Origin of the sequence: Pantoea rwandensis (assembly GCF_002095475.1) — a bacterium.
Taxonomy (GTDB): domain Bacteria; phylum Pseudomonadota; class Gammaproteobacteria; order Enterobacterales; family Enterobacteriaceae; genus Pantoea; species Pantoea rwandensis.
In genome coordinates this window covers 32,641-56,176 of the sequence record NZ_MLFR01000010.1, presented here as the reverse complement: position 1 = coordinate 56,176, position 23,536 = coordinate 32,641, and the positions used below count along the sequence as shown (strand labels likewise).

The window sequence follows — 23,536 nt, the reverse complement described above, 5'->3', positions numbered from 1 at the left end:
CCCTTAACTCTGTGACACTTTTTGCGGCGTGAAATCGTTAGCCACCGCTTCACCGTGGGCTTGCACCACACGCGGTTTTGGCACTTCTGGTATGGCTAAATCGAGGTGCGGGAAGAGCAGTTCACCGACGCGGTAAGCCTCTTCAAGATGCGGATAACCCGAAAGGATAAAGGTTTCGATACCGAGATCCTGATACTCCTGCATACGTGCGGCGACAGTGGGGCCGTCACCGACCAGCGCAGTACCTGCACCGCCACGCACGAGTCCAACACCAGCCCAGAGATTAGGGCTGATCTCCAACTGGTCTCGACGGCCGCCATGCAGCGCGGCCATACGTTGTTGTCCCACTGAATCAGTACGGGCAAATGCCGCTTGTGCTTTGGCAATGGTGGCATCGTCGAGATGAGCAATCAGGCGATCTGCTGCTTGCCACGCTTCCGCATTGGTTTCACGCACAATCACATGCAAACGAATACCGAAACGGACTTTGCGTCCCTGGGCTGCGGCTTTCGTCCGCACTTGTTCGATCTTTTCTTTAACTAAGGCCGGCGGCTCACCCCAGGTGAGGTAGACATCGACTTGTTCTGCGGCGAGATCTTGTGCTGCATCCGATGAACCGCCAAACCACAATGGTGGACGCGGTTGCTGCACCGGTTTGAACATCAGGCGCGCGCCCCGTACTTTGACGTGCTTACCTTCATAGTCAACGGTTTCACCTTCAGAGACGCGACGCCACACGCGGGTGAACTCAGCGGACTCCTCATAACGCTCGCGGTGATCGAGGAACACGCCGTCGCCGGCCAGTTCTTCGGGGTCACCCCCCGTCACCAGGTTAAACAGTGCGCGACCATTTGACAGGCGATCCAGTGTGGCGGCCTGGCGTGCAGCCTGCGTGGGTGAAATCACCCCTGGACGCAGCGCCACCAGAAAACGTAAACGCTGAGTAACCGGAATCAGTGACGCAGCCACCAGCCATGCATCCTCGCAAGAGCGGCCCGTTGGGATCAGCACGCCGCCAAAACCGAGGCGATCGGCGGCCTGAGCAATTTGCTGCAGGTAACCGTGGTCAACCGGGCGTGAACCTTCAGCGGTGCCGAGGTAGTGCCCATCGCCGTGAGTGGGGAGAAACCAGAATACAGATACGCTCATGATTCAATTCCTTATGGCTGGGCAGATTGTGGATGCCAGATGCGGTCAGCGATATTCACTTTTACCGGCATCAAATGGTTGGCATAAAACAGATCGGCCGTTTGCTGTTGGGCCTGCGCGGTGTGGGCGCTGACCGGCGTAATCGTGGTCGGTGGACGGTGGTCAAGGTAACTGGCGATAACCGGCTTAGGTAAACCCATCGCTTGTGCCAGCAGATCGATACTCCGATCGCGTTGGCTAAGGGTTAGCGCATCGGCCTCGCTAAAGACCTGTAAAACCTCTTGTACAAACGGACCATGGGCCTCGGTGTAGGGGCGCGTGGCTAAATAGAACGATCCGGTCTGATTCAGTTTGCTGCCATCAGCCAACACCCGCACATTGCCTTGCAGCAGCGCGGCAGAGTAGTAAGGGTCCCAAATCGCCCAAGCATCCACATCACCCTGTTGGAATGCCGCACGCGCATCCGCTGGCGTCAGATAAGTGGGCTGAATGTCTTTAAAACTCAGCCCTGCTTGCTCCAGCGCGCGCAGCAACAAATTGTGCGAGCTGGAGCCTTTCTGGAAGGCGACTTTATGGCCTTTAAGATCGGCCACGCTATGAATCGGGCTGTCTTTCGGTACCAGAATCACTTCAGCCTTTGGCTTCGGTGGCTCCGCACCCACGTAAAGCAAATCAGCCCCAGCAGCCTGGGCAAAGAGCGGGGGAATATCGCCGGTGCTGCCCAAATCAATACTGTCGACGTTTAAGGCTTCTAACATCTGTGGCCCTGCCGGAAACTCGATCCACTTGATGTGGGTGTGCGGAAAGCGTTGCTCCAGCAGTTGATGCGACTTCGCTAACACCATGCTGACCGAACCCTTTTGATAGCCAATCCGCAACTCAGCAGGGGCATCTGCTGCCGTGGCGCTGATGGCAAACAGGGCGGCAAATGCCGGCAACAGTAAACTCGTAAACATCCTTTTCATTGTTCTTCCTTTATACCGCTTGGGCGAAGGGTGGGTGGCGACGATGCAGCGCGTGCCAGAAGGTATCCAGCGCATCATCAAGGCGCTCAGCGAGTTGCTGGTCTAACTCCGGCTGACGGTCGTAATGGAGGATTTGACCCTCGGTGGCAAATACGCCGTGTAGCACTTCTTGCGCTTTCAGCGCATTGAGCACGGGCTTGAGGGCGTAATCCACCGCCAGCAGATGTGAAGCACTTCCGCCGCTGGCGAGTGGTAGAACAACCTTATGCTCCAGTGCACGTTCTGGCAGCAGATCGAGCAAGGTTTTCAATGCACCGGCAAACGATGCCTTATAGATAGGGGTGGCGACAATCAGGCCATCCGCTAATAACAGGTCTGCTTTGAGTGCCGCCAACGCGGGAGAATCAAAGCGTGCATAAAGCAGATCTTCTGGCTGGAAGTTATGAATATTCCATGGAATGACTTCCACACCGCGTGCTTCAAGAGCGTGCTGGCACAGGCTCAGCAGCGCGGTAGAGCGTGAAGGGAAACGAGGGCTGCCCGCCAGCGTAATAACTCGCATGGTCACTCCTTATAACTGAAAGTTATTGATTATCTGTTATTGAGAACTGATGTGTTCAATACTGGCAGAGCAGGGGGATGGGCTTAAATGATTTATCTGGCAATCAAAAGGTGGAAAGTGCAAATAGGCGTTTTCACTCAGCACCGTGGCCATTGAGTTGGCATTCGCCGTTTACGAATAATCTTAAAAACAGCCATTGCCACCAGACTCATTGATTAACGGTAGCGAATCAATTTGCGGCTAATGATTATCACTGAAATTATATATCGAGCGTAAGGTAAGTGTAACCACGGTTACGTTTGGTAAAAAATAGGCTGATGGGTGGGGTAAAAATTAACTTGAGTGAATACTGTTATCAAGTTTCAAAAAAGATGAGATAAATCAGTGCTGAGAGCTTCATTGTTTAGCTACCGTTTAATGTTATTACTCTATGGAAATATTTCACCTAACTGTTTATTTTTCATGAATAAGCATTTGCTTACATTGGCGCACACATAAATATGTAACTTTCTCCCTTTCAGGTGCGACAAGGCTAAATAATATTAATGCGCTTTTAGGTTGATCGCAGGAAGAGGTTAGTAAGGGTAATGTGTAGAGAATGATTTAATTAACTTAATTATTTCTTGGTCCTGTGAAATAAAAAGTCCATCTGCTTAACTGATCCAGAATTAAAAAACTGGTCGTTTATATTGCGTTTAACTCTTTGGCGCAATGCTTTTACACAGGCACTTTTTCACTGTGGCACTTCATTTTCTTTCAACCGTATTCGGGGAACGTTTATGTCTAATATTCTGTTATCTGTGATTATTCCCACCTACAATGTAGAAAACTATATTATCGAATGTGTGGACGCGTTACTTAAACAAATAAGCGCACCCAATGAGATTATTATCGTTAATGATGGCTCGACAGATGGAACACTGGCATTAGCCAATCAGCATTATGGTCATTTGCCTCAGGTGAAAATTATCACCACGGTCAATGGCGGTGCAGGTCAAGCACGCGATACGGGGATTGAGGTAGCACAAGGCGAATTTCTTTTCTTTTGCGACCCGGATGACATTGTTGCTGATGGGTTTGTGCATGAACTGCAACAGGTTTTCTTATCGCATCCTGAAACGGAGCTATTTTGCTTTAACTCGCAGATGTTCGAAGAGGGTCAGCGACACGTCACACGCCCTAAAGTCCAACACAGCATTGCTGGCAAACAGGCGTCTCAACAGGTGTTATCAAGCCTGCTGTGCAACGGCAGCTATACTTCAGCCGCGTGGAGTTATGCGGTTAACAAAAACCTGGTTGAACAGCATCGGCTGCGTTTTCGTGACCGTGTACATGAGGATCATCAGTTCACTCTGGCGGCATATGTTTGCTCGCAGCATGCATGGGTGAGTAAGGAAATTTATTACCATCAGCGTGTACGTCACGGGTCGTTGACGAACAGCAGAAAAAGTGATGACTATTTCCTGCAACGCTATAACGCATTTATGCGTGCCTACGGCACATTGAAGGTTGCGTTAGGACGTTCACCATTGAGAAAAAAACTCGAGAAAGAGTATTTAATGCACTCTTTCCGCTTGATGATTTATCTCTCGCTATATAACGGTACCGCCGTGCCCGAGTATGTGGTTAACGCGATTCGTTTTTTAGGTGGGCAGTATGAGCCAGCAAATATCAAAGAGTGGCTGCTTATACATCGTCCGAAAATGTTTATCCGGTTACAGAATATAAAAGTGACCAAAGCGTTGAGAAATGCGGCTTAATTCCATTTTATTCCATATCGAATAAATAGCCATGAGGATGACGTTTGAACTTAAAGTGTAAGCGTTGCATTAATTGGTGTTAAAAATGTTACAGATGATGTGCATTTCATCTTAATGTCATCCTGTTTCCCATCGATGCAAAGAAGGGAGGCTATTTGTTTTCTCTCAGGGGCGGGTGTCTTTTTTTTAGGGTGGAGTTATGACCGGATTCTCATTTTAGCACCAACGATAAAATTAAGAATAAGTCTGGTAGGCAGTCATCATGTTCTGTGTCAGGCTCTATTTTTCAGTTAAATGTCCCAGACACATCGATAATTATGTCAATTAAACGTAACGCTATTGCCAACTATGTGGGCCAGATTTACCTGACGCTCTCGGGTATCCTGGTTGTACCGCTTTATATTCATCATTTGGGGATGGAAGCGTATGGTTTAGTCGGATTCTTTTCGATTTTATTAACCTGGTTGCAGCTGTTAGATGCGGGTGTCTCGACCACGCTAATGCGTGAAGCCGCGCGTTATCGTGCCAACCAATCTGAGTTTATCTGGTTTCCCTCATTATTTGCCGCACTGTCCAAATTCTTCCTGACTTCCACGGTGATATTGGTGGCCATCGGCTGGCTGGCAACACCCTGGATTGCGCATCACTGGCTGGACGCACAGCATCTGCCTTCCTCTGATGTGGTCACTGCCGTGGCGATCATGGTGATTACTGCCGCCATTCGCTGGCGCACCAGCCCTTACCGTAGCGTGATCGTGGGTTTCGAACATCAGGTATGGCTGAATGGCGTCAATCTGGTGATCGTCACATTACGCACCTTTGGGGCGGTAGTGGTGATTCAGTTGTTTGCTAATCCGGTGCTGAGCTTCTTTATCTGGCAGTTACTGGTCTCAATCGCCGAAGCCGTGTGCCTTATTTACAAATGCTTCCAGCTGGTGCCAGCGTCTGCGCGCAAACAGAAGCATGAGAATTTAAAAGAAGTATTAAAGCCGTTCATTCGCTTTGCACTCAGTGCAGCCTATGCGAGTGCGGTGTGGACATTTATTTCTCAGATCGATCGCCTGGTGCTGTCGAAAACCTTGCCGTTGAGTGAGTACGGTTCCTTTACGGTGGTGGCGACAGCAGCCACCGGCATCATCTTACTCAGTAGCCCGATTATGCAGGCCATCGTGCCACGCATGACCGGGATGAAAACGAAGAAAGAGGGCGATTCGCAGTCGCTGGTGCTTTATCGCTACACCACTCAGGCGGTAGCGATCTTCATGGCGCCACTCAGCATCACCATTGCTTGTTTTGCTGCCCCCCTGTTGTGGGCGTGGACACAAAATCAGCAAGTGGTGAATGAGATGTCTTTTGTACTGAGTTTGTATGCGTTGGGCAGTGGCGTGCAGGCTATCTGCGGTTTGCTTTATCACCTGCAGTACGTCAACGGCAACCTCAAGCTACACGTGAAAGGCTTCTCATGTTTTGCCGTTATCCTGGTCCCCCTCAACATCTTTGCTGCACTTCACTTTGGTGCGCTCGGCACTGGCTGGCTGTGGCTGGCTCAAAACGTGTTCTACCTGTTGGGTTGGGCATGGCTGGTACATCGCCGTTTCGCTCCGGGTATTCATTTCACCTGGTTAACCCGAGACGTGCTGCTGGTGTGGGTGGTGGCCGGTATCATCGCCTGGCTCTGCACATTATTGCCGATTAGCTGGGATCAAAATCGCTGGTTAAATCTGTTGTGGCTTGGTCTGATTGGCATGGTGAATCTGGCGATATGCTGTCTGCTGCACAGTCTGGTGCTCAAGCGCCTGCAACTGCCGTTCAACAAGGGCTTTAGCGTTGAGGAGAGAGAATGAACGGCCAGAGTCAGAAAGCGGCTGCTGCGACCATTACGGTGATCATCCCAAATTGGAATTGTGCGCCGTGGCTTGAGGAAGCGATAGATTCGCTGGTGGGGCAATCTTCCCCCCCTGAGCAAATTATTGTGATTGATGATGGCTCGACGGATAACAGTATTGCACTGCTACAAGCAATGGCTGCTCGCTATCCTCAAATCGATCTGTTGCAGGCTGAACGTGGCGGTGTCAGCGCCGCCCGAACGCGTGGACTGGAGATCGCTACCGGAGATTTCATCTATTTTATGGATGCGGATGATTTCGTCGGTAAAACGCTGTTTGCCGATTTCCGCCGTGCCAAGGCACAGCATCCGGAAATGGATCTGTTTTGCTTTGGCGCAAAAATGTTTACGGATTCGCCCGTTGCCCAGCGTCAGTATCAACTGTTTCACCAGCGCAACATCCATGGCGCATTTCCGGGCGGGAGTACCACGCTACGTAATATGATCACCCAGCAATCTGCGCACCGCGTGTTGTGGAGCAGCATTGTTTCCCGCCATCTCATTGAGCGCGTGGGCGTGCAGTTCCTGCCGATTCAAAACCATGAAGATGCGCCTTATATGTTTGCCCTTTATATGCAAGCAAAGGAAGTGGTGCTCACAGGCGAAAGCTATTACTACAAACGTTTTATGGTGACATCGCTGTCGCAACGTAAAGCGACGTTTGCCTGGGTGGAGAATTACTTTATTGCCCGCGGCAACAGCGAAGGTTTTATGCAAAAGTGGGGAATGCCTGCCGATGAATGGCTGCTGGATCGCTTTTACGAGCCGGTGATGTATGGTTGTTTGATTGAGATGCGCAAAAACAACATTGACGTCCCGAAGGAGTGGCATGTCACCATCGACCAGCTGATCCGTAAAGTCACGGGGGAGAGCAAGCGCATGAAACTTCAATGGTATTATCCTACGCTTTACAACGGCTTGAAGGCGAGCCGCAGCCTGTTAGCGCGCTATACTGCTAAGCGCTGATTTTGATCAACGTCCGATCACCTGATTAAATTTACTTTTGCGCCAGAGGCCTTTACCATTCTGGCGCACAAAATTTCGTGCACCCGACTTCCCTTGCTTCCGCTATTCAGGAGAGTGCATGTTATATCCTATCGTCCGGCCAGCACTGTTTAAGCTCGATCCAGAGCGTGCGCACGAACTCACCTTTCAACAATTGCGTTTCATCAGCGGTACACCGTTGGAGGGATTGATTCGTCAGTCGCTGCCATCGCGTCCTGTGAACTGCATGGGATTAACTTTTCCTAATGCGCTAGGGCTGGCTGCGGGGCTTGATAAGAATGCGGAGTGCATTGATGCCTTTGGTTCGATGGGCTTTGGCTTCGTTGAAGTGGGAACGGTGACGCCACGTCCACAGCCGGGTAATGACAAGCCAAGGATGTTCCGCTTGGTGGAAGCGGAAGGGATTATCAATCGCATGGGCTTTAATAACCACGGCGTTGACCACTTAGTGGAGAACGTTAAAAAAGCGCGTTTTAAAGGTATCTTGGGTATCAATATTGGTAAAAATAAAGATACGCCAGTGGAGCAGGGCAAAGACGATTATCTCATCTGCATGGAAAAGGTGTATGCCCATGCCGGTTATATTGCCATCAATATTTCATCACCCAACACGCCAGGATTACGCACGCTGCAATATGGCGAAGCGCTGGACGATCTGTTATCCGCCATCAAATTAAAACAAAAAGAGCTGCAAGAACGGCATCTTAAATATGTTCCAGTGGCGGTGAAGATCGCGCCGGATCTTTCTGAAGAAGAATTGATCCAGGTTGCCGACAGCTTAGTGCGTCATGAAATTGATGGTGTGATTGCTACGAATACTACCCTCGATCGCGCTCTGGTGGCTGGGCTTAAATATGCAGATGAAATGGGGGGATTAAGTGGCCGCCCGGTGCAGTCGCGCAGTACTGAAGTGATCCGCCGTTTGTCATTAGAGCTGCAAGGACGCCTGCCTATTATTGGTGTCGGTGGTATTGATTCACTGGTTTCTGCGCGAGAGAAAATCGCCGCAGGCGCAACCTTGGTGCAGATATACTCCGGTTTTATTTATAAAGGGCCGGGTTTAATTAAAGATATCGTGACCCACCTCTAAGACATTTCTCACTTTCCAGCGCCGGGGGGTTTATTTATCCCTTCGGCTCGTTTATATTTTGTTCTGCTGATGTTTTTTTCAGCTTTTCCTTAGCGCATTATTTTTTAAATTAAGCGTTCAGAGCCCTAAATAATTCGCTTTGCAGGAAGGCGGCAAGTGAGTGAATCCCTAGAGCTTACTTATGTAAGTCGTTGGGATAAAAACACGTCACATAGCCAGCGCAATTGAGAAGTGAAGTTGAACGGGGTTAGCGCAGCGATAACTACAGGGCATATCATGAAGTTTAAACCTGATGATAACTGGCGTTGGTATTTTGACGCAGAGCATGACCGCATGATGCTGGATTTGGCTGATGGAATGCTATTTCGCTCGCGCTATTCACGTAAAATGCTGACGCCGGATGCCTTTAATGAAAGCGGCTTTTGCGTGGATGATGCCGCACTCTATTTTACTTTCGAAGAGCGTTGCCGTCAGAGCGGATTAAAAGGCGACCAACGTGCCGAATTAGTGTTGAATGCCTTAGTCGCCAGCCGTTTTCTTAAACCCCTCATGCCAAAAAGCTGGCATTTCACCTCTCACGCGCACAGCTGGCAACCCACAGCGGGCGATATGGTCGCGGTGACACTGGCTGACAGTGGTGAGCAGGCGCAACTGTTAGTGGTGGAAAGCGGTGAAAATGCAGCGTTATGTCTGCTGGCGCAAAATGCGCTTTCCGTGGCGGGCAAAGGCATGCAGCTGGGTGATGCAATCAAGATCATGAACGATCGTTTGCGCCCACACCAGCTGGAGCAAGCTGCCCATCTGGCGCGCGCGGTTTAACCGTTTACGCCAGTTCGATATCGCCTGCAGGAATACAGCTACAGCTCAGAATGGTGCCATCCTCACGCACTGCGCTTTTCTTGAGTGCTTTCACCTCGCCACTGACCAAGGTTATTTTGCAACTGCCGCAGATCCCAGCACGACATGAGTAGGGAATGCGAAAGCCCTGCATCTCCAGCTGTTCCAGCAACACTTGCTGATTGTCACCGGTAAATTCCCGGCCCTGATAGCCAATCACCACTTCAGCTTGCTGGCTGATGGTGGGTTTCAATGTTTCAACCACCATCCCTGGGCCATAAGCACGCGGCATCTGGCGTTCAACCACGCTCACTCGGTCGCCTACGCGAATGACACCGCTGTTCAGCGCAATAAGATTCAAGCCAAAATCGATATCCCCGCTGCCATCCTGGCCACTGCGGAAGCGTTGAAGCGTGGCGAGGGGTTCACCTTCTGAGTGCTTACGTCCACTTTCTGTTCCCACGGTCGTAAAGACGCAGCGGCTACAGGGTTTCGGCATTTCGAAGGTGATATCGCCAATTTTTACCCGCTTCCAGCTATCTTCATCCCAGGCGTCTGCACCGCTAACCACCAGATTAGGACGGAATTGCTCAACGCGAATACTGGCTGGGCAGCGCTGTTGCAGATCCTGCAATGACGCCATATTCACCAGCAAGAAGGGGAAGCCATCGGCAAAACTCAGAGGCACATCGTCAAAGCGCTTCACACGCCGTGTCGGTGTTATACCGGTCCAGCGCAGTTGTACCGGGCGGGGAAAGAAATGGCTCAGCCAATGGTTGATTTCGTCTGGGGCAATATATGACGTGAAATGGTTGCCCCAGACTTCAGTCGGTGATGGCTGCGAGGTGAAGTCGCTAAAGCGCACCAGCGCCTGAGTGCCATCCGGCGCATTAAGAAACAGGCCGTCAGGTAGCAATGCCGGGGTAAAACGCACCATCTCTGGATATTGTCGCGCGGTGATAAAAGTGCCGTCCAGTTCGGTCACCATAAAGATACGATCAAAGCCTAATCCGCTCTCCAGCACCTGTGCATGAGACAGTTGCAAGCCACGCATGGATTTGATCGGGTGAATATAAAGACGGGACAGGGTGATCATCGCACCTCCAGACTGACAAAAAGAAGCTAACTTTATGACATAGGACGCTGATTCGCTATAATGCGCAACAATTTTAGCAAGAGTAAAAAGTGACGATATGAATTCTCTGTTTGCCAGTACGGCGCGTGGGCTCGAAGAGCTGTTAAAAACTGAGCTGGACGCGCTGGGTGCGCAGGATTTGCAGGTGGTGCAGGGCGGCGTCCACTTCCGAGCCGACGACCGTGTGATGTACCAAAGCCTGCTGTGGAGCCGACTGGCTTCGCGTATTTTGCTGCCGCTGGGAGAATTTGGCGTCTGGAGCGATCTCGATCTGTATGTGGGTGCGCAGAGCATTCCCTGGACCGAGATGTTCGACAGCAATACCAGCTTTGCGATTCACTTTAGCGGGACCAATGAAGTGATCCGTAACAGCCAATTCGGTGCATTGCGTATTAAGGATGCGATTGTTGACAGCTTCACGCGCCAGAATCTGGAGCGTCCAAGCGTGGATCGTGAACAGCCGGGCATCCGTATTAACGCATGGCTGAATAAAGATCGCGTTAGCATCGCACTGGATCTGAGCGGTGATTCGCTGCACCAGCGTGGTTACCGTCAACAAACCGGTCAGGCGCCACTGAAAGAAACGCTGGCGGCAGCGATTGTGATGCGTTCTGGCTGGCAAAGCGGTACTCCGTTAATCGATCCGATGTGCGGCTCTGGTACTTTATTGCTGGAAGCGGCATTGATCGCCACCGATCGCGCGCCGGGCCTGCTGCGTACCCATTGGGGCTTCAACCGCTGGAAAAATCATAACCATGCGGCCTGGCAAGAAGTGCTGGGTGAGGCGAAAGAACGTGCCCGTGTGGGGACTGCGGCCGCAACCTCGCGTTTCTTCGGTTACGACAATGACAGCCGCGTGCTGGAATCCGCGCGTGCCAATGCGCGTCGTGCAGGGGTGTTCGAACTGTTCTCCTTTGCCCAGCAGGATGTGATTAAGCTGAAGAATCCGTTGGCGGGTCAAGAGATCACGGGCACTGTGCTGAGTAACCCGCCTTATGGCGAACGCTTGGAAAGCGAACCGGCGTTGATTGCGTTGCACAGCCTGTTGGGACGCATCATGAAGCAGCAGTTCGGCGGCTGGAATCTTTCGCTGTTCAGTGCTTCACCGGAACTGCTGAGCTGCCTGCAACTGCGCGCCGACCGCCAGTTCAAAGCGAAAAACGGTCCGCTGGAGTGTGTGCAGAAAAATTATCAGCTGGCGGCTAACAGCGGAGAAGGCAGCGCACAAATCGCTGAAGATTTTGCTAACCGTCTGCGTAAAAACCTGAAGAAGCTGGAGAAGTGGGCGAAGCAGTCCAATATTGAATGCTATCGACTGTATGATGCCGACTTGCCAGAATACAACGTCGCGGTAGACCGTTACGGCGACTGGGTGGTGATTCAGGAGTATGCTCCACCCAAAACCGTGGATGCCAACAAAGCGCGTCAGCGTCTGTTCGATGTGATCAGCGCCACCTTGAGCGTGCTGGAGATCCCGGCCAATCGCCTGGTGATGAAAACCCGCGAACGCCAGAAAGGCAAAAATCAGTATCAGAAACTGAGTGAAAAGGGCGACTTCTTCGAAGTTCAGGAGTTTGACGCGCGCCTGCTGGTGAATCTCACGGATTATCTGGATACTGGCCTGTTCCTCGACCACCGTCTGGCGCGCCAGATGCTGGGTAAAATGAGCGCTGGCAAAGACTTCCTCAACCTGTTTGCCTACACCGGTACAGCCAGTGTGCATGCGGGTCTGGGGGGCGCGAAAACACGACCACCGTGGACATGTCTCGCACTTATCTGGAATGGGCCGAGCGCAACCTGCGTCTTAACGGTCTGACCGGTCGCCAGCATCGACTGATGCACGCCGATTGCCTGAGCTGGCTGCGTGACAGTGACGAACAGTTTGATTTGATCTTCATCGATCCACCGACGTTCTCGAACTCCAAACGTATGGAAGACGATTTTGACGTGCAGCGTGACCACATGATGCTGATGCAGAATCTGAAACGCCTGTTGCGTCGCGGTGGCACCATTATGTTCTCGAATAACAAGCGCGGCTTCAAAATGGACCTCGACGGCTTAGCCGGTCTGGGTCTGCAAGCGCAGGAAATTACCCAAAAAACGTTGTCGCAAGATTTCGCACGCAACCGTCAAATTCACAACTGCTGGCTGGTTAGCCACGCCGGTAAGGAATAAGTTTTATGTCACTGATCAGTATCCATGGCGCTTACCTCTCATTCAGCGATGCGCCGCTGTTGGATAACACCGAACTGCACATCGAAGAAGGCGAACGCGTCTGTCTGGTGGGGCGTAACGGTGCCGGTAAATCCACATTAATGAAAATCATCAACGGCGAGCAACCGCTGGATGATGGCCGCATTATTTACGAACAAGATTTGGTGGTGGCACGTCTGCAACAGGATCCACCTCGCAACATTACCGGTTCAGTCTACGATTTCGTGGCTGAAGGTGTGGCAGAGCAGGCGGAGCATCTGAAAGCCTACCATGCGATTTCCCATCTGGTGATGGAAGATCCGAGCGAGAAAAACCTCAACGAGATGGGCCGTCTGCAGACCATTTTAGACCATCAGAATTTGTGGCAGCTGGACAGCCGCATCAATGACGTATTGCAGCAGATTGGTCTGGAAGCTGATACCGAGCTTTCCTCACTCTCCGGCGGCTGGCTGCGTAAAGCCGCGCTGGGTCGTGCACTGGTGAGCAATCCACGCGTATTGATGCTCGATGAACCGACTAACCACCTCGATATTGAAACCATCGACTGGCTGGAAACCTTCCTCAAGACCTTTACCGGCAGCATCGTGTTTATCTCGCATGACCGTTCGTTCATCCGCAACATGGCGACGCGTATTGTTGATCTTGACCGCGGTAAGCTGGTTTCCTGGCCAGGCAACTACGATCTTTATCTCACCGGTAAAGAAGAAGCGTTGCGCGTGGAAGAGATGCAGAACGCCGAGTTTGACCGCAAATTAGCGCAGGAAGAAGTGTGGATCCGCCAGGGCATCAAAGCGCGCCGTACGCGTAATGAAGGCCGTGTGCGTGCGCTGAAAGCCTTACGTAACGAACGTTCTGAACGTCGTGAAGTGATGGGCAAAGCCAACATGCAGGTCGGTGAAGCGGCTCGCTCAGGCAAGATTGTGTTTGAGATGGAAAACGTCAACTACAGTGTGGATGGCAAAACACTGGTGCGTGATTTCTCCACGCAGGTGCAGCGTGGCGATAAGATCGCTCTGATTGGCCCGAACGGCTGCGGTAAAACCACCTTGCTGCGCCTGATGCTTGATGAGTTAAAAGCCGACAGCGGCCGTGTGCACTGCGGGACTAAGCTCGAAATCGCTTACTTCGATCAGCACCGTGCCGAGCTGGATCCCGATCGTACCGTGATGGATAACCTCGCGGAAGGTAAGCAAGAAGTGATGGTGAACGGCAAGCCGCGCCATGTACTGGGCTATCTGCAGGACTTCCTGTTCCATCCGAAGCGAGCGATGACGCCAGTGCGTGCGCTGTCCGGTGGTGAGCGTAACCGCCTGCTGTTAGCACGTCTGTTCCTGAAACCGAGCAACCTGTTGATTCTCGATGAACCGACCAACGACCTCGACGTGGAAACGTTGGAGCTGTTGGAAGAGCTGGTGGATGGTTATCAGGGCACCGTGATGCTGGTGAGCCACGATCGTCAATTCGTCGATAATACCGTCACCGAATGCTGGATCTTTGAAGGCAATGGTGAGATCGGTGCCTTTGTTGGCGGCTATCACGATGCGCAATTGCAGCGTAGCGCCTACAAGCAAACCAAATCCGCCACGGCGAAAACATCATCCGCTGCACCAAAAGCTACAGATAAAAGTAATGAGCCAAAACGTAGCGCGAACAAACTAAGCTATAACCTGACACGTGAACTGGAACAGTTGCCGCAGAAACTGGAGCAACTGGAGACACGTATCGGTGAGCTACAGGCAAAAATGAGCCATCCGGACTTTTTCAGCCAGCCGCACGACAAAACTCAGCCCGTTTTAGATGCGTTAGCGCAAACCGAAAAAGAGCTGGAAGTGGCGTTTGAACGCTGGGAAGAGTTAGAAGCGTTGAAAAACGGCGCGTAACACAGAGGAAGTCAGTATGTGTGCAACGGATCAGGCGCATCAGTGGATTCTCTGTCCACAGTGTGATTTAACCGTAAAGCTGCCTGCCGTGCCGGTGGGCAGCCGCGCGCGCTGTCCGCGTTGTCATACCACGCTGACCGCTAACTGGCATGAGCCGCGTAAGCGTCCCACCGGGTACGCTTTCGCGGCGCTGTTTATGTTGGTGCTGGCGAATCTTTTTCCTTTTATCAACATGCATGTTGCTGGGCTGAGCAGTCAGATTTCACTGCTCGAAATCCCTGAAGTGATGGATCGTGAAGATTATCGCAGTCTGGCAACGCTGTTCCTGCTCTTTGTGCAGGGGATTCCTGCGTTCTGCATGTTGAGCATTATTCTGCTGGTGAATCGGGTACGCATGCCGCACAGCCTACGTCTTGGCTTAGCGCGTATTCTTTTCCATTTACGTAGCTGGGGTATGGCCGAGATCTTTATGGCCGGTGTGCTGGTAAGTTTTGTCAAACTTATGGCCTATGGTGAAATTGGGCTTGGCATTAGTTTTTGGCCATGGTGCCTGTTTTGTCTCTTGCAGTTGCGTGCCTTCCAGTGTGTTGATCGACGCTGGATGTGGCAATCCATCGATCCACTTCCTCCTTTGCCCATGGTCCCCACTGCTGGGGTCAGCGGGCTGAAGCAAGGATTACGCAGCTGCCCGTGTTGTACCGCGATATTGCCCGCCGCGCAGGTCGAGTGTCCCCGTTGTGGTGTTAACGCACAGCCGCGTCGTAAGCACAGCTTGCAATGGACGCTGGCCCTGCTGATCACCTCGGTAATGCTCTATATCCCTTCTAATATTATGCCCATCATGGTGACTGAAACGCTTGGCTCCCAGTATCCCTCGAACATCATGGCGGGGGTGGTTTTACTGTGGAGCGATGGTTCATGGCCGGTGGCTCTGGTGATTTTTATCGCCAGTATCATGGTGCCTACGCTTAAAATGCTGGCGATTGCCTGGCTATGCTGGCATGCCAGCGGCCGTGGTCAGCGTGATGATGAGAAAATGCACCTTGTTTATGAAGTGGTGGAATTTGTTGGCCGCTGGTCAATGATTGATGTGTTTGTGATCGCCGTACTCTCTGCGCTGGTGCGCATGGGACGGTTGATGAGTGTTTATCCTGCGCCAGGCGCGCTGCTGTTCGCCATGGTGGTCATTCTCACCATGTTTGCAGCTATGACCTTTGATCCGCGCCTGATTTGGGATCGACTACGGGAAACTGAACGTAAGGAGCCGCGTCTTGACGGACAACCATCACGGGACTGCTGAAGTCGACCAGATTAAACGCTGGTCGCCGGTCTGGATTGTACCCATCGTCACGCTACTAATTGGTGGCTGGATTCTGTTTTATCATTTTAGCCATCAGGGCCCGGAAGTGACGTTGATCACTGAGAGCGCTGAAGGTATTGAGGCTGGAAAGACCACCATTAAAAGCCGCAGCGTCAATGTCGGCGTGGTGGAGAGCGCAGTGCTAACTGACGATCTGCATCATGTTGAGATCAAGGCTCGCCTGAATTCGGGTATGGAAAAGCTGCTGCATGGCGACAGCGTGTTTTGGGTGGTGAAGCCTCAGATTGGTCGTGAAGGTATCACCGGTCTCGGCACGTTGCTGTCAGGGGCTTATATTGAGCTGCAGCCTGGCACTAAGGGCGATCAGCCTGAGCGCTATTCACTGCTGGATGCGCCGCCACTGGCACCACCCGATGCCAAGGGTATTCGTGTGACCCTCGACAGTAAAAAAGCGGGGCAATTGAACGCAGGCGATCCGGTGTTATTCCGCGGCTATCGTGTGGGGACGGTGGAAACCAGTACCTTCGATACTGACAAGCGCATGATGACGTATCAGCTGTTTATCGCGGCACCTTATGATCGTCTGGTGACCACTAATGTGCGTTTCTGGAAGGATAGTGGTATCGCCGTGGATATGTCGGCCTCAGGGATGCGTGTGGAAATGGGCTCATTGACGACCCTGTTTAGCGGCGGCGTGAGTTTTGACGTGCCAGACGGTGCTGAGCTGGGGCAAATCGCTGAGAACAAAGCGGAATACCATCTGTTTGACGATCAACGCAGCATTCAGGACTCGTTGTATACCACTCATACCGACTTCCTGCTGTTCTTCACCGATTCCATTCGTGGTCTGCAGGTGGGCGCACCGGTTGAGTTCCGGGGTATTCGTCTGGGAACCGTTTCACAGGTGCCATACACGATTCCAGGTGTGAATCAGGCACTGAATACTGATTATCGGGTACCCGTATTGATTCGCATCGAGCCTGATCGCTTTATCAATCGACTGGGTGGCGATTTCAATCTTGAGCAGCATCTGCAGGATGGCAAAAAACGCGGCCTGCGCGCGACGCTGAAAACCGGCAATCTGCTCTCCGGGGCACTCTATGTTGATCTTGATTTTTACGACAATGCGACAGTTTATAAGGGGCCAAACGAAGTCGCCGGTCTGGAAGTGATCCCAACTGTCAGCGGGGGCTTGAGCCAAATTCAACAGAAACTGACGGCGGCGCTGGATAAGATCAACGGACTGCCATTGAACCCGATGATCACCGAAGCGACAGGTACCTTGAAAGAGAGCCAGCGTACAATGCAACAGTTGCAGAAAACGTTGGATAACCTCAATCACATCACTGCGAGCCCAGCGATGAAAACGCTGCCAGCAGATATGCAGCAAACCTTGCGTGAATTGAATCGCAGCATGAAAGGTCTGCAACCGGGATCGCCTGCCTATAACAAGCTGGTGGGTGACATGCAGCGGCTTGATCAGGTGCTACGTGAGTTGCAGCCAGTGCTGAAAACGCTCAATACCAAGAGCAACGCGTTGGTGTTTGAAGCCAAACCGGGTCAGGATCCCCAGCCAAAGAGGGCGAAACAGTGAGAAAAGGGCTGATTATGGCTGCACTGCTGCTGTTGGCAGGCTGCAGCAGTACGATTGAAAGCACCTATTACCAACTGCCTGCGGGCAGTAATATGGCGCGTGTGGAAAGCACAGCTAACGGCAACCAGCCAATGATTTGGGTCGAACAGGTTACCGTACCTGACTTTATGGCGGGTAACGGTTTGGTGTACCAAACCAGCGACGTGAAATACGTGATTGCGGCTAATAATCTTTGGGCCAGCCCATTAGATCAACAACTGCAGCAAACGCTGGTGACCAACCTAAGCAAAGCCTTGCCAGGCCGCCTCGTTGCCAGCACGCCGCTAGGAGACACTCACGATACGCTGTCAGTGAATGTCACCGGTTTCCAAGGGCGCTACGATGGTCAGGTCGTGGTGAGCGGTGAGTGGCTATTACAACATCAAGGCCGCCTAATCAAACATGGCTTTAATCTGACGCTTCCGCAAACTGAAGATGGCTACGATGCTTTGGTGCGCACTCTTGCTATCGGCTGGCAGCAAACGGCGCAACAAATCGCAAATAGTGTCATTTCGCTAAATTAAGATTTGTTCGATGCTTATGCTAAGTCCTTGATTTGCTGTTGTGTGATCGCAGTCAAATCAGGGGCTTTTTTTATTGATGAATCAGCCAGATATACATGCAGTTGACAATTTTATATGTCTATTTAACGTCAAAATGATGACATTGGCGTGAATTTTGCGCATTGACCTTTCTTCTGCTTGGGGTTAGAACATTACTGTGGTTGAACATTATATCGCCACTCTTTCTTTCCACCCAGATTCCACCAGACCTAAAATGAGGGAAACGAGGCATGAAGAGACAGAAGAGAGACCGCCTGGAACGAGCACATTCACGAGGCTATCAAGCCGGTATTACGGGCCGCTCAAAAGAGATATGCCCTTATCAAATGATCGATGCGCGGTCTTACTGGTTGGGAGGTTGGCGTCAAGCCATGGAGGACAGGTCGGCGGTGGCCTAGCACTGTCGAATGTCTATCAATAAGGAAGAAACCTCCGCTGCGTGCGGAGGTTTTCGTTTGGAAGGATTAGAAAGCGGAAGTGTCTTTAAACAGACCTACTTTCAAATCGGTCGCGGAGTAGATCAGGTTACCGTCGACAAATACTTCACCATCAGCCACGCCCATCACCAGTTTACGGTTGATGACGCGCTTGAAGTGGATTTTATAAGTCACTTTCTTCGCGGTTGGCAGAACCTGACCGGTAAATTTCACTTCGCCCACACCCAGTGCACGGCCTTTGCCTTCTGCGCCCAGCCAGCCGAGGTAGAATCCTACCAGCTGCCACATGGCATCAAGACCCAGGCAACCAGGCATCACGGGATCGCCTTTAAAGTGGCAAGCGAAGAACCACAGGTCAGGGCTGATATCCAGTTCGGCTTCTACAAAACCTTTGTCAAATTTACCGCCGTCTTCGGTCATCATGACCACGCGGTCCATCATCAACATGTTATCAGAGGGAAGCGGCGGTCCATTTTCGCCAAACAGTTCGCCGCGACCTGAGGCAACCAGGTCTTCTTTGCTATAGGATTCGCGTTTATCTACCATGTTCTCAATATGCCTTCTTTTAGTGAAGCCCGAATATTAGCGAACAGTTGTACGCTGGGCAAATCAATCAGCTGTGGTTAAACCAGTTAAGCCAACGTAATGGCCAAGGACGATGACGTATTTCCTGTTGATTAAACTGTGCAATGCGCTCTTGGATAGTATTGAGCAGCGACTCACCGTTCTCACTCTGCCAAGCAACATTGGTCAATAACGGGAGGGCTTCATCGACACTCTCAACCGCCCAGATATGGAACTGCTCTTGCTGCACGGCATCTACCACGGCCTGGCTAAGACTCAAATGGCGAATGTTGCTGGCCGGCAAAATCACACCTTGTTTACCTGTCAATTCACGTGACTGGCAAATATGGAAGAAGCCCTCGATTTTTTCATTCAAGCCGCCGACAGGTTGCACATTACCGAACTGGTCTACTGAACCGGTAACGGCAATCTGCTGATTGAGCGGTTGATTAGCCAGTGCGCTGATTAATGCACACAACTCGGCCAGTGAGGCGCTATCGCCATCGACTTCAGAATAGGATTGTTCAAACACCAATGAGGCTGAGAAGGGCAGTTGCTGCTCAAGTTCCAGCTCAGCAATCAGATAGGCCTGCATAATCATCATGCCTTTCGCATGAATATTGCCGCCCAGTTCCGCTTTACGCTCCACGTCGGTAAATTCGCCATCACCCGGATGGACGACGCAGGTGATACGTGACGGCTCGCCCCATGGACGCGGGTGCCCAGGGAATTCCACTACAGACAGACCATTAATCTGTCCCACCACTTCACCCTCTGTTTCAATCATGATCTGATTAAGCAGGATTTCGTCACGCATGCGGTCGGCAAGGTAGCTCTCACGCCACTCGCGTGCTTCCAGCGCTTCTTTTAACGCTTCAGCATTGATGGCGTCACCGTGGAGTGCTGTTTCTTGCAGCTGGCGGCGCAACCAGCGTGGACAGAGGGGCAAGGTTTCCTGATCACCGGTGAAACGAACGGCCTCTGTCATCAATAATGGCCAGAAATCGGCTTCAGGCTGGTCCAGACCGGCTTGCTCCGCTTGCGTCAGCGTCCACTGGCACCAGAAGGTCATGTCCTCTTCATCGGTGATCTGCAAGTTTTCTTCAAACTCGCTGTACAGTGCCATTTCATGCACTTCGGCATCCAGTTCCTGGAAGCTGGCTAAAGCATCACGATCGCCACAGAGCACCAGACGAAGCTGCAGTGGCAAAGAAGGAATGGCCACAGGTAACGGCTGGCGTTCATCCTGCGAATACCAGTCAAAGCGACCTTGTTCGATGGATTTACGCAGACGCAGCCACAGCAGTGGTTGAGCCAGTAAGGTGTTGACGGCGAGGATCAAGGTGCCGCCATTGGCTTGATGAATCAGGCCGGGTTCAGGCTGGATACGATCTTTATACTGACGCACACAACCAAACAACTGTTCGGATTCAATCCAGTCGGCATAGTGAACACCGCCTTGGCTGGTGAATGGTCGGTTAGCGTCGCTGGGGGGCATCAGGCTTACCGTGTCGCCCATCACGTGATAGTCACCGCCATACAGCGCAATTTCTTCAGGTTGGAAGCGCTGTGCGGCTTCAGCGATGCAGGCGAGGTAATCGCTGTTTTCCTGACTGCGCAGCAGCAGCAAGGGAAAACCTAAGGTTTGATGATGCAAATGCGCCAGCGCATTCAGCAGACGCGGCTGAACCGCGGCAAGACTATCGCTATCTTCCAGTGAGACGTTCGAGAAAATGGATTGGTAGCGGGTGCTATCCGGCTGCAGGGCTTGCCACGTAATTTGAGTGCTGGTCAAAATATTCGCATTAGTCTTATTTAGGAAAAGCGCGATTATACAGGAATCAACCTGGTTAAGCACTGCGGAGTTCCAGCCCGAAATGTGATGACCGCAACATGTTTTTCCTTGCTGCATCCGGGAAAAAAGCTGTTATTCTTAGTTTGTTACGTGATCACGATGAGATTCCGATGAAATACCAGCAACTCGAAAATCTTGAAAGTGGATGGAAGTGGAAATACCTGGTGAAAAAGCATCGGGAGGGTGAGCTGATCACGCGTCATCTTGAACTCAGTGCTGCGCAGGCGGCGGTTGAATCGTTACTAACGATGGAAAACAGCCCAGTAGACGTCAATGAGTGGATTGCTCAGCATATTCATCCCGATCTTGAGAATCGCCTAAAACAAACTATCCGCGCGCGCCGTAAGCGCCATTTCAACGCGGAGCATCAACATACGCGGAAAAAGTCTATCGATCTCGAGTATCTGGTCTGGCAACGCTTGGCAGGTTTGGCTCAGCGCCGGAGTAATACGTTGTCAGAGACGATCGTGCAACTGATAGAAGATGCTGAGCGCAAAGAGAAATATGCCAGCCAAATGTCCACTCTGAAGCAGGATCTGCAGGCGATTTTGGGCAAAGGCGGAACGGAAAGCGAATAGCATTTTTGTTTTTCGATGCATTTAAGACATAAAAAAACCCCGCCGAGGCGGGGTTTTTTATTGCGTGATAACTTAAGCCTGTGGCTGAGTTACAACGTCTTTGATACCTTTCACGTCGATTTCAACGCGACGGTCTGGCGCCAGGCAGTCGATCAGGGCATTACGGCCTTTCACGCTGTCACAGGTGTTGCCAGTAACTGGGTTTGATTTGCCCATACCGCGTGCAGAGATCTTGTTAGAAGGGATACCTTTAGATACCAGGTAATCAACTACAGACTGAGCACGTTTCTCAGACAGTTTCTGGTTGTACTGCTCTGAACCGATACGGTCAGTGAAGCCCAGTACGACAACAGAACCGTCTTTAGGATCCATTGAGCTCAGCTGGCTGTACAGCTGATCCAGAGCCTGCTGGCCTTCTGGCTTCAGGGTCGCTTTGTTGAAGGTGAACAGCACGTCAGACTTCAGAGTGAAACGCTTGGTTTCAACAACTGGCGCTGGCGCTGGAGCTGGAGCAACGATTGGAGCTGCTGCTTCGTCCTGACCGAAACGGTAAGAAACGCCGACGCTCAGCATGCTGTTGTCTGGACGCGCACCAACGGTACCTGCGTCACCGATGTTGTTAACCCACTGGTAGTCCAGGCGGGTAGCCCAGTTCTTGGTCAGTGCGTATTCAACACCAACAGCAGCCAGCGGAGAAACGCCGGTGTCGTGGTTGCTGATGCGACCTACATCTGGGTTGGTCTGAGTAGAGTCTGCACGCCATACCATGCCGCCCAGACGGGTGTACACGTCTAAGTCGTCAGTGATTGGGTAGCTCAGTTTAGCAGCCAGCTGAACGCCTTGTGCTTTGAATGCGCCATTGGTCACAGAGCCTTTGTTAGGCATGCGGCCCAGCCAATCGTAGCCCAGCTCGAAGCCCAGGTACGGGTTAGCCTGATAGCCCATGAAAGCACCAGCACCCAGCTGAGATTCGTGGGTTGGGCCGTTGTTGTTCTCGTAGTTGTTACCGTAGTAACCAGTATCGTGATACTGAGACCAGCCCAGTTTAGCACCGGTATACCAGGTGTTATCTTTAGGTGCGGCCTGCGCTACGGTAGCGAAGCCAGCCAGTGCCACTGCAATTGCGATAGCTGTCTTTTTCATTTTTGCGCCTCGTTATCATCCAAATAGGCAATGAGCAAAAAGGTTGCTCTTTGTGTTAATCCTTCGCCGGGTCTAAACGCTCGCTTTTGACTCTACCGAAAAAACGGAGGTTATTGAGCACCCTGGCGAGATAAAGTCTACAACGAGATTGGAAAGTTACAAGTATGATGTGAGGTCAGTTAGTAAAAAAACAGGGATTTATACACACATTTTAACAAATCACGTGGCAAAATCTTCGCTAGCAGATTGAGAAAAAGCAGCTAAACCATTGTCAAAGCTGGCGGGAAAAGAATCAGTGGCTTAGCTGCATTCTAAAGAAAAAATAGCGTGAGAAAATTCCTGGTTTTACTTAATGAAACAAATCTGAGGGAATTTTTGACGGATTTGATTGTCTTGGCAGGACACGTTCATGACCTTGTGGGCGCATAATCAGTCCAAGCGCTTCTCCTTCCGATGCCGCTAATTCCAGTTCCAGGCGCTCTTCGTCATTCAATTCGTAGGGAATCCATGCCAGTACCACGCTGTAATTACCGGTACGCAGAGCTTTCACCATACTTTCAACAGTGCTGAGTCGCTCAGACTCGGTGATATGCATACTTTTCTCTAACGGCAGACCCGACTGCTGCATCCAACTGCGATTTAGCTTGTGCGCAGGCGTTAACCAGAGCTGCCAACGTGATTGTTCGCTGAGTTGCTTAAGCACAGGGAGCAGTAACATCTGCATAATTCCTGGTTGTTCGCTATAACGCAGTTCAGTGATTCCACCCAGAGCAGGTTGCGTTAAGCCACCGTTAGCAAAAGAGGAAGTACGATCAGCAAAGCCAGAGAATTGAGTACGCATAATTTAATCACTCAGTAATGAACTGTATGGATGTACAGTAATGTCTTCCTGGATAAAGATCAACCTCAATTTCTGAAAACACCTCGCAAATTCTCAACAACTATTGCCGCAAACGTTTT

19 protein-coding genes and 1 pseudogene are annotated in these 23,536 nt (G+C 51.4%); 12 read left to right on the top strand and 8 right to left on the bottom strand.

Features of this window, described 5'->3' with window-relative positions:
- Positions 1-3: 3 nt before the first annotated feature.
- From ssuD to ssuE, 3 genes are read right to left on the bottom strand one after another with little or no spacing between them, the layout of a single operon-like run.
- A complete protein-coding gene (gene ssuD, locus HA51_RS11815; protein ID WP_084934698.1) occupies positions 4-1,149 on the bottom strand; it encodes an FMNH2-dependent alkanesulfonate monooxygenase in 1,146 nt (381 codons plus the stop codon).
- Between the two features lie 11 nt (positions 1,150-1,160).
- Entirely contained in the window at positions 1,161-2,105 is a 945-nt protein-coding gene (locus HA51_RS11810) for a sulfonate ABC transporter substrate-binding protein (protein ID WP_245840205.1), read from the bottom strand.
- Positions 2,106-2,124: 19 nt separating this feature from the next.
- The gene (ssuE, locus tag HA51_RS11805; RefSeq protein ID WP_084934696.1) at positions 2,125-2,676 is read right to left on the bottom strand and encodes an NADPH-dependent FMN reductase; all 552 of its coding nucleotides are present in this window, start codon (positions 2,674-2,676) and stop codon (positions 2,125-2,127) included.
- A 779-nt stretch (positions 2,677-3,455) separates the two neighbouring features.
- Here ssuE and HA51_RS11800 point away from each other — a divergent pair.
- The 5 genes from HA51_RS11800 to HA51_RS11780 all read left to right on the top strand — a co-directional run bounded on the left by HA51_RS11800 (position 3,456) and on the right by HA51_RS11780 (position 9,235).
- Positions 3,456-4,436, top strand: a complete 981-nt coding sequence (locus HA51_RS11800; RefSeq protein ID WP_084934695.1) for a glycosyltransferase family 2 protein — start codon at positions 3,456-3,458, stop codon at positions 4,434-4,436.
- A 317-nt stretch (positions 4,437-4,753) separates the two neighbouring features.
- On the top strand, positions 4,754-6,280 hold the full coding sequence (locus tag HA51_RS11795) for a lipopolysaccharide biosynthesis protein (protein ID WP_084934694.1): 1,527 nt from the start codon (positions 4,754-4,756) through the stop codon (positions 6,278-6,280).
- Positions 6,277-7,287: a glycosyltransferase family 2 protein gene (locus tag HA51_RS11790; protein ID WP_084934693.1), complete on the top strand. Its 1,011-nt coding sequence runs from the start codon at positions 6,277-6,279 to the stop codon at positions 7,285-7,287. The genes HA51_RS11795 and HA51_RS11790 overlap by 4 nt, the downstream gene beginning before the upstream one ends.
- A 118-nt stretch (positions 7,288-7,405) precedes the next feature.
- Positions 7,406-8,416 carry a quinone-dependent dihydroorotate dehydrogenase gene (gene pyrD, locus HA51_RS11785; RefSeq protein WP_084934692.1) on the top strand — a complete coding sequence of 337 codons (1,011 nt, stop codon included), beginning with the start codon at positions 7,406-7,408 and terminating at the stop codon, positions 8,414-8,416.
- A gap of 276 nt (positions 8,417-8,692) precedes the next feature.
- Entirely contained in the window at positions 8,693-9,235 is a 543-nt protein-coding gene (locus tag HA51_RS11780; protein WP_084934691.1) for a cell division protein ZapC, read from the top strand.
- A 4-nt stretch (positions 9,236-9,239) separates the two neighbouring features.
- Here HA51_RS11780 and HA51_RS11775 read toward each other — a convergent pair whose 3' ends face one another.
- Positions 9,240-10,349 carry a YcbX family protein gene (locus HA51_RS11775; RefSeq protein ID WP_084934690.1) on the bottom strand — a complete coding sequence of 370 codons (1,110 nt, stop codon included), beginning with the start codon at positions 10,347-10,349 and terminating at the stop codon, positions 9,240-9,242.
- A gap of 97 nt (positions 10,350-10,446) precedes the next feature.
- Here HA51_RS11775 and rlmKL point away from each other — a divergent pair.
- From rlmKL to rmf, 6 genes and pseudogenes are all read left to right on the top strand, one after another.
- Positions 10,447-12,563 (top strand): annotated as a pseudogene (rlmKL, locus tag HA51_RS11770) (bifunctional 23S rRNA (guanine(2069)-N(7))-methyltransferase RlmK/23S rRNA (guanine(2445)-N(2))-methyltransferase RlmL).
- Positions 12,564-12,568: 5 nt separating this feature from the next.
- Positions 12,569-14,482, top strand: coding sequence for an ABC transporter ATP-binding protein (locus tag HA51_RS11765; RefSeq protein ID WP_084934689.1), 1,914 nt, complete (start codon positions 12,569-12,571; stop codon positions 14,480-14,482).
- A gap of 16 nt (positions 14,483-14,498) precedes the next feature.
- The gene (pqiA, locus tag HA51_RS11760) at positions 14,499-15,782 is read left to right on the top strand and encodes a membrane integrity-associated transporter subunit PqiA (protein ID WP_084934688.1); all 1,284 of its coding nucleotides are present in this window, start codon (positions 14,499-14,501) and stop codon (positions 15,780-15,782) included.
- Positions 15,754-17,397: an intermembrane transport protein PqiB gene (pqiB, locus tag HA51_RS11755; protein ID WP_084934687.1), complete on the top strand. Its 1,644-nt coding sequence runs from the start codon at positions 15,754-15,756 to the stop codon at positions 17,395-17,397. Before pqiA ends, pqiB begins: the two co-directional genes overlap by 29 nt.
- Positions 17,394-17,960 carry a membrane integrity-associated transporter subunit PqiC gene (gene pqiC / locus HA51_RS11750; RefSeq protein ID WP_084934686.1) on the top strand — a complete coding sequence of 189 codons (567 nt, stop codon included), beginning with the start codon at positions 17,394-17,396 and terminating at the stop codon, positions 17,958-17,960. Before pqiB ends, pqiC begins: the two co-directional genes overlap by 4 nt.
- A 269-nt stretch (positions 17,961-18,229) precedes the next feature.
- The gene (rmf, locus tag HA51_RS11745) at positions 18,230-18,397 is read left to right on the top strand and encodes a ribosome modulation factor (protein ID WP_007887362.1); all 168 of its coding nucleotides are present in this window, start codon (positions 18,230-18,232) and stop codon (positions 18,395-18,397) included.
- A 66-nt stretch (positions 18,398-18,463) separates the two neighbouring features.
- On the opposite strand, the gene fabA is transcribed toward rmf, so the two are convergent.
- Together fabA and HA51_RS11735 are read right to left on the bottom strand one after the other, a co-directional pair.
- Entirely contained in the window at positions 18,464-18,982 is a 519-nt protein-coding gene (gene fabA, locus HA51_RS11740; protein WP_084934685.1) for a bifunctional 3-hydroxydecanoyl-ACP dehydratase/trans-2-decenoyl-ACP isomerase, read from the bottom strand.
- Between the two features lie 67 nt (positions 18,983-19,049).
- Positions 19,050-20,912 carry an AAA family ATPase gene (locus HA51_RS11735; protein ID WP_084934684.1) on the bottom strand — a complete coding sequence of 621 codons (1,863 nt, stop codon included), beginning with the start codon at positions 20,910-20,912 and terminating at the stop codon, positions 19,050-19,052.
- Positions 20,913-20,965: 53 nt separating this feature from the next.
- Between HA51_RS11735 and matP the strand changes: the two genes are divergently transcribed.
- Complete coding sequence (gene matP / locus HA51_RS11730; RefSeq protein ID WP_139810673.1) at positions 20,966-21,433, top strand: macrodomain Ter protein MatP; 468 nt, start codon at positions 20,966-20,968, stop codon at positions 21,431-21,433.
- 72 nt (positions 21,434-21,505) lie between these two features.
- Here matP and ompA read toward each other — a convergent pair whose 3' ends face one another.
- Together ompA and sulA are read right to left on the bottom strand one after the other, a co-directional pair.
- Positions 21,506-22,576, bottom strand: a complete 1,071-nt coding sequence (gene ompA / locus HA51_RS11725) for a porin OmpA (RefSeq protein ID WP_084934682.1) — start codon at positions 22,574-22,576, stop codon at positions 21,506-21,508.
- 349 nt (positions 22,577-22,925) lie between these two features.
- Positions 22,926-23,417 (bottom strand): SOS-induced cell division inhibitor SulA, encoded by a 492-nt coding sequence (sulA, locus tag HA51_RS11720; RefSeq protein ID WP_084934681.1) that lies wholly within the window; start codon positions 23,415-23,417, stop codon positions 22,926-22,928.
- Positions 23,418-23,536: the final 119 nt, after the last annotated feature.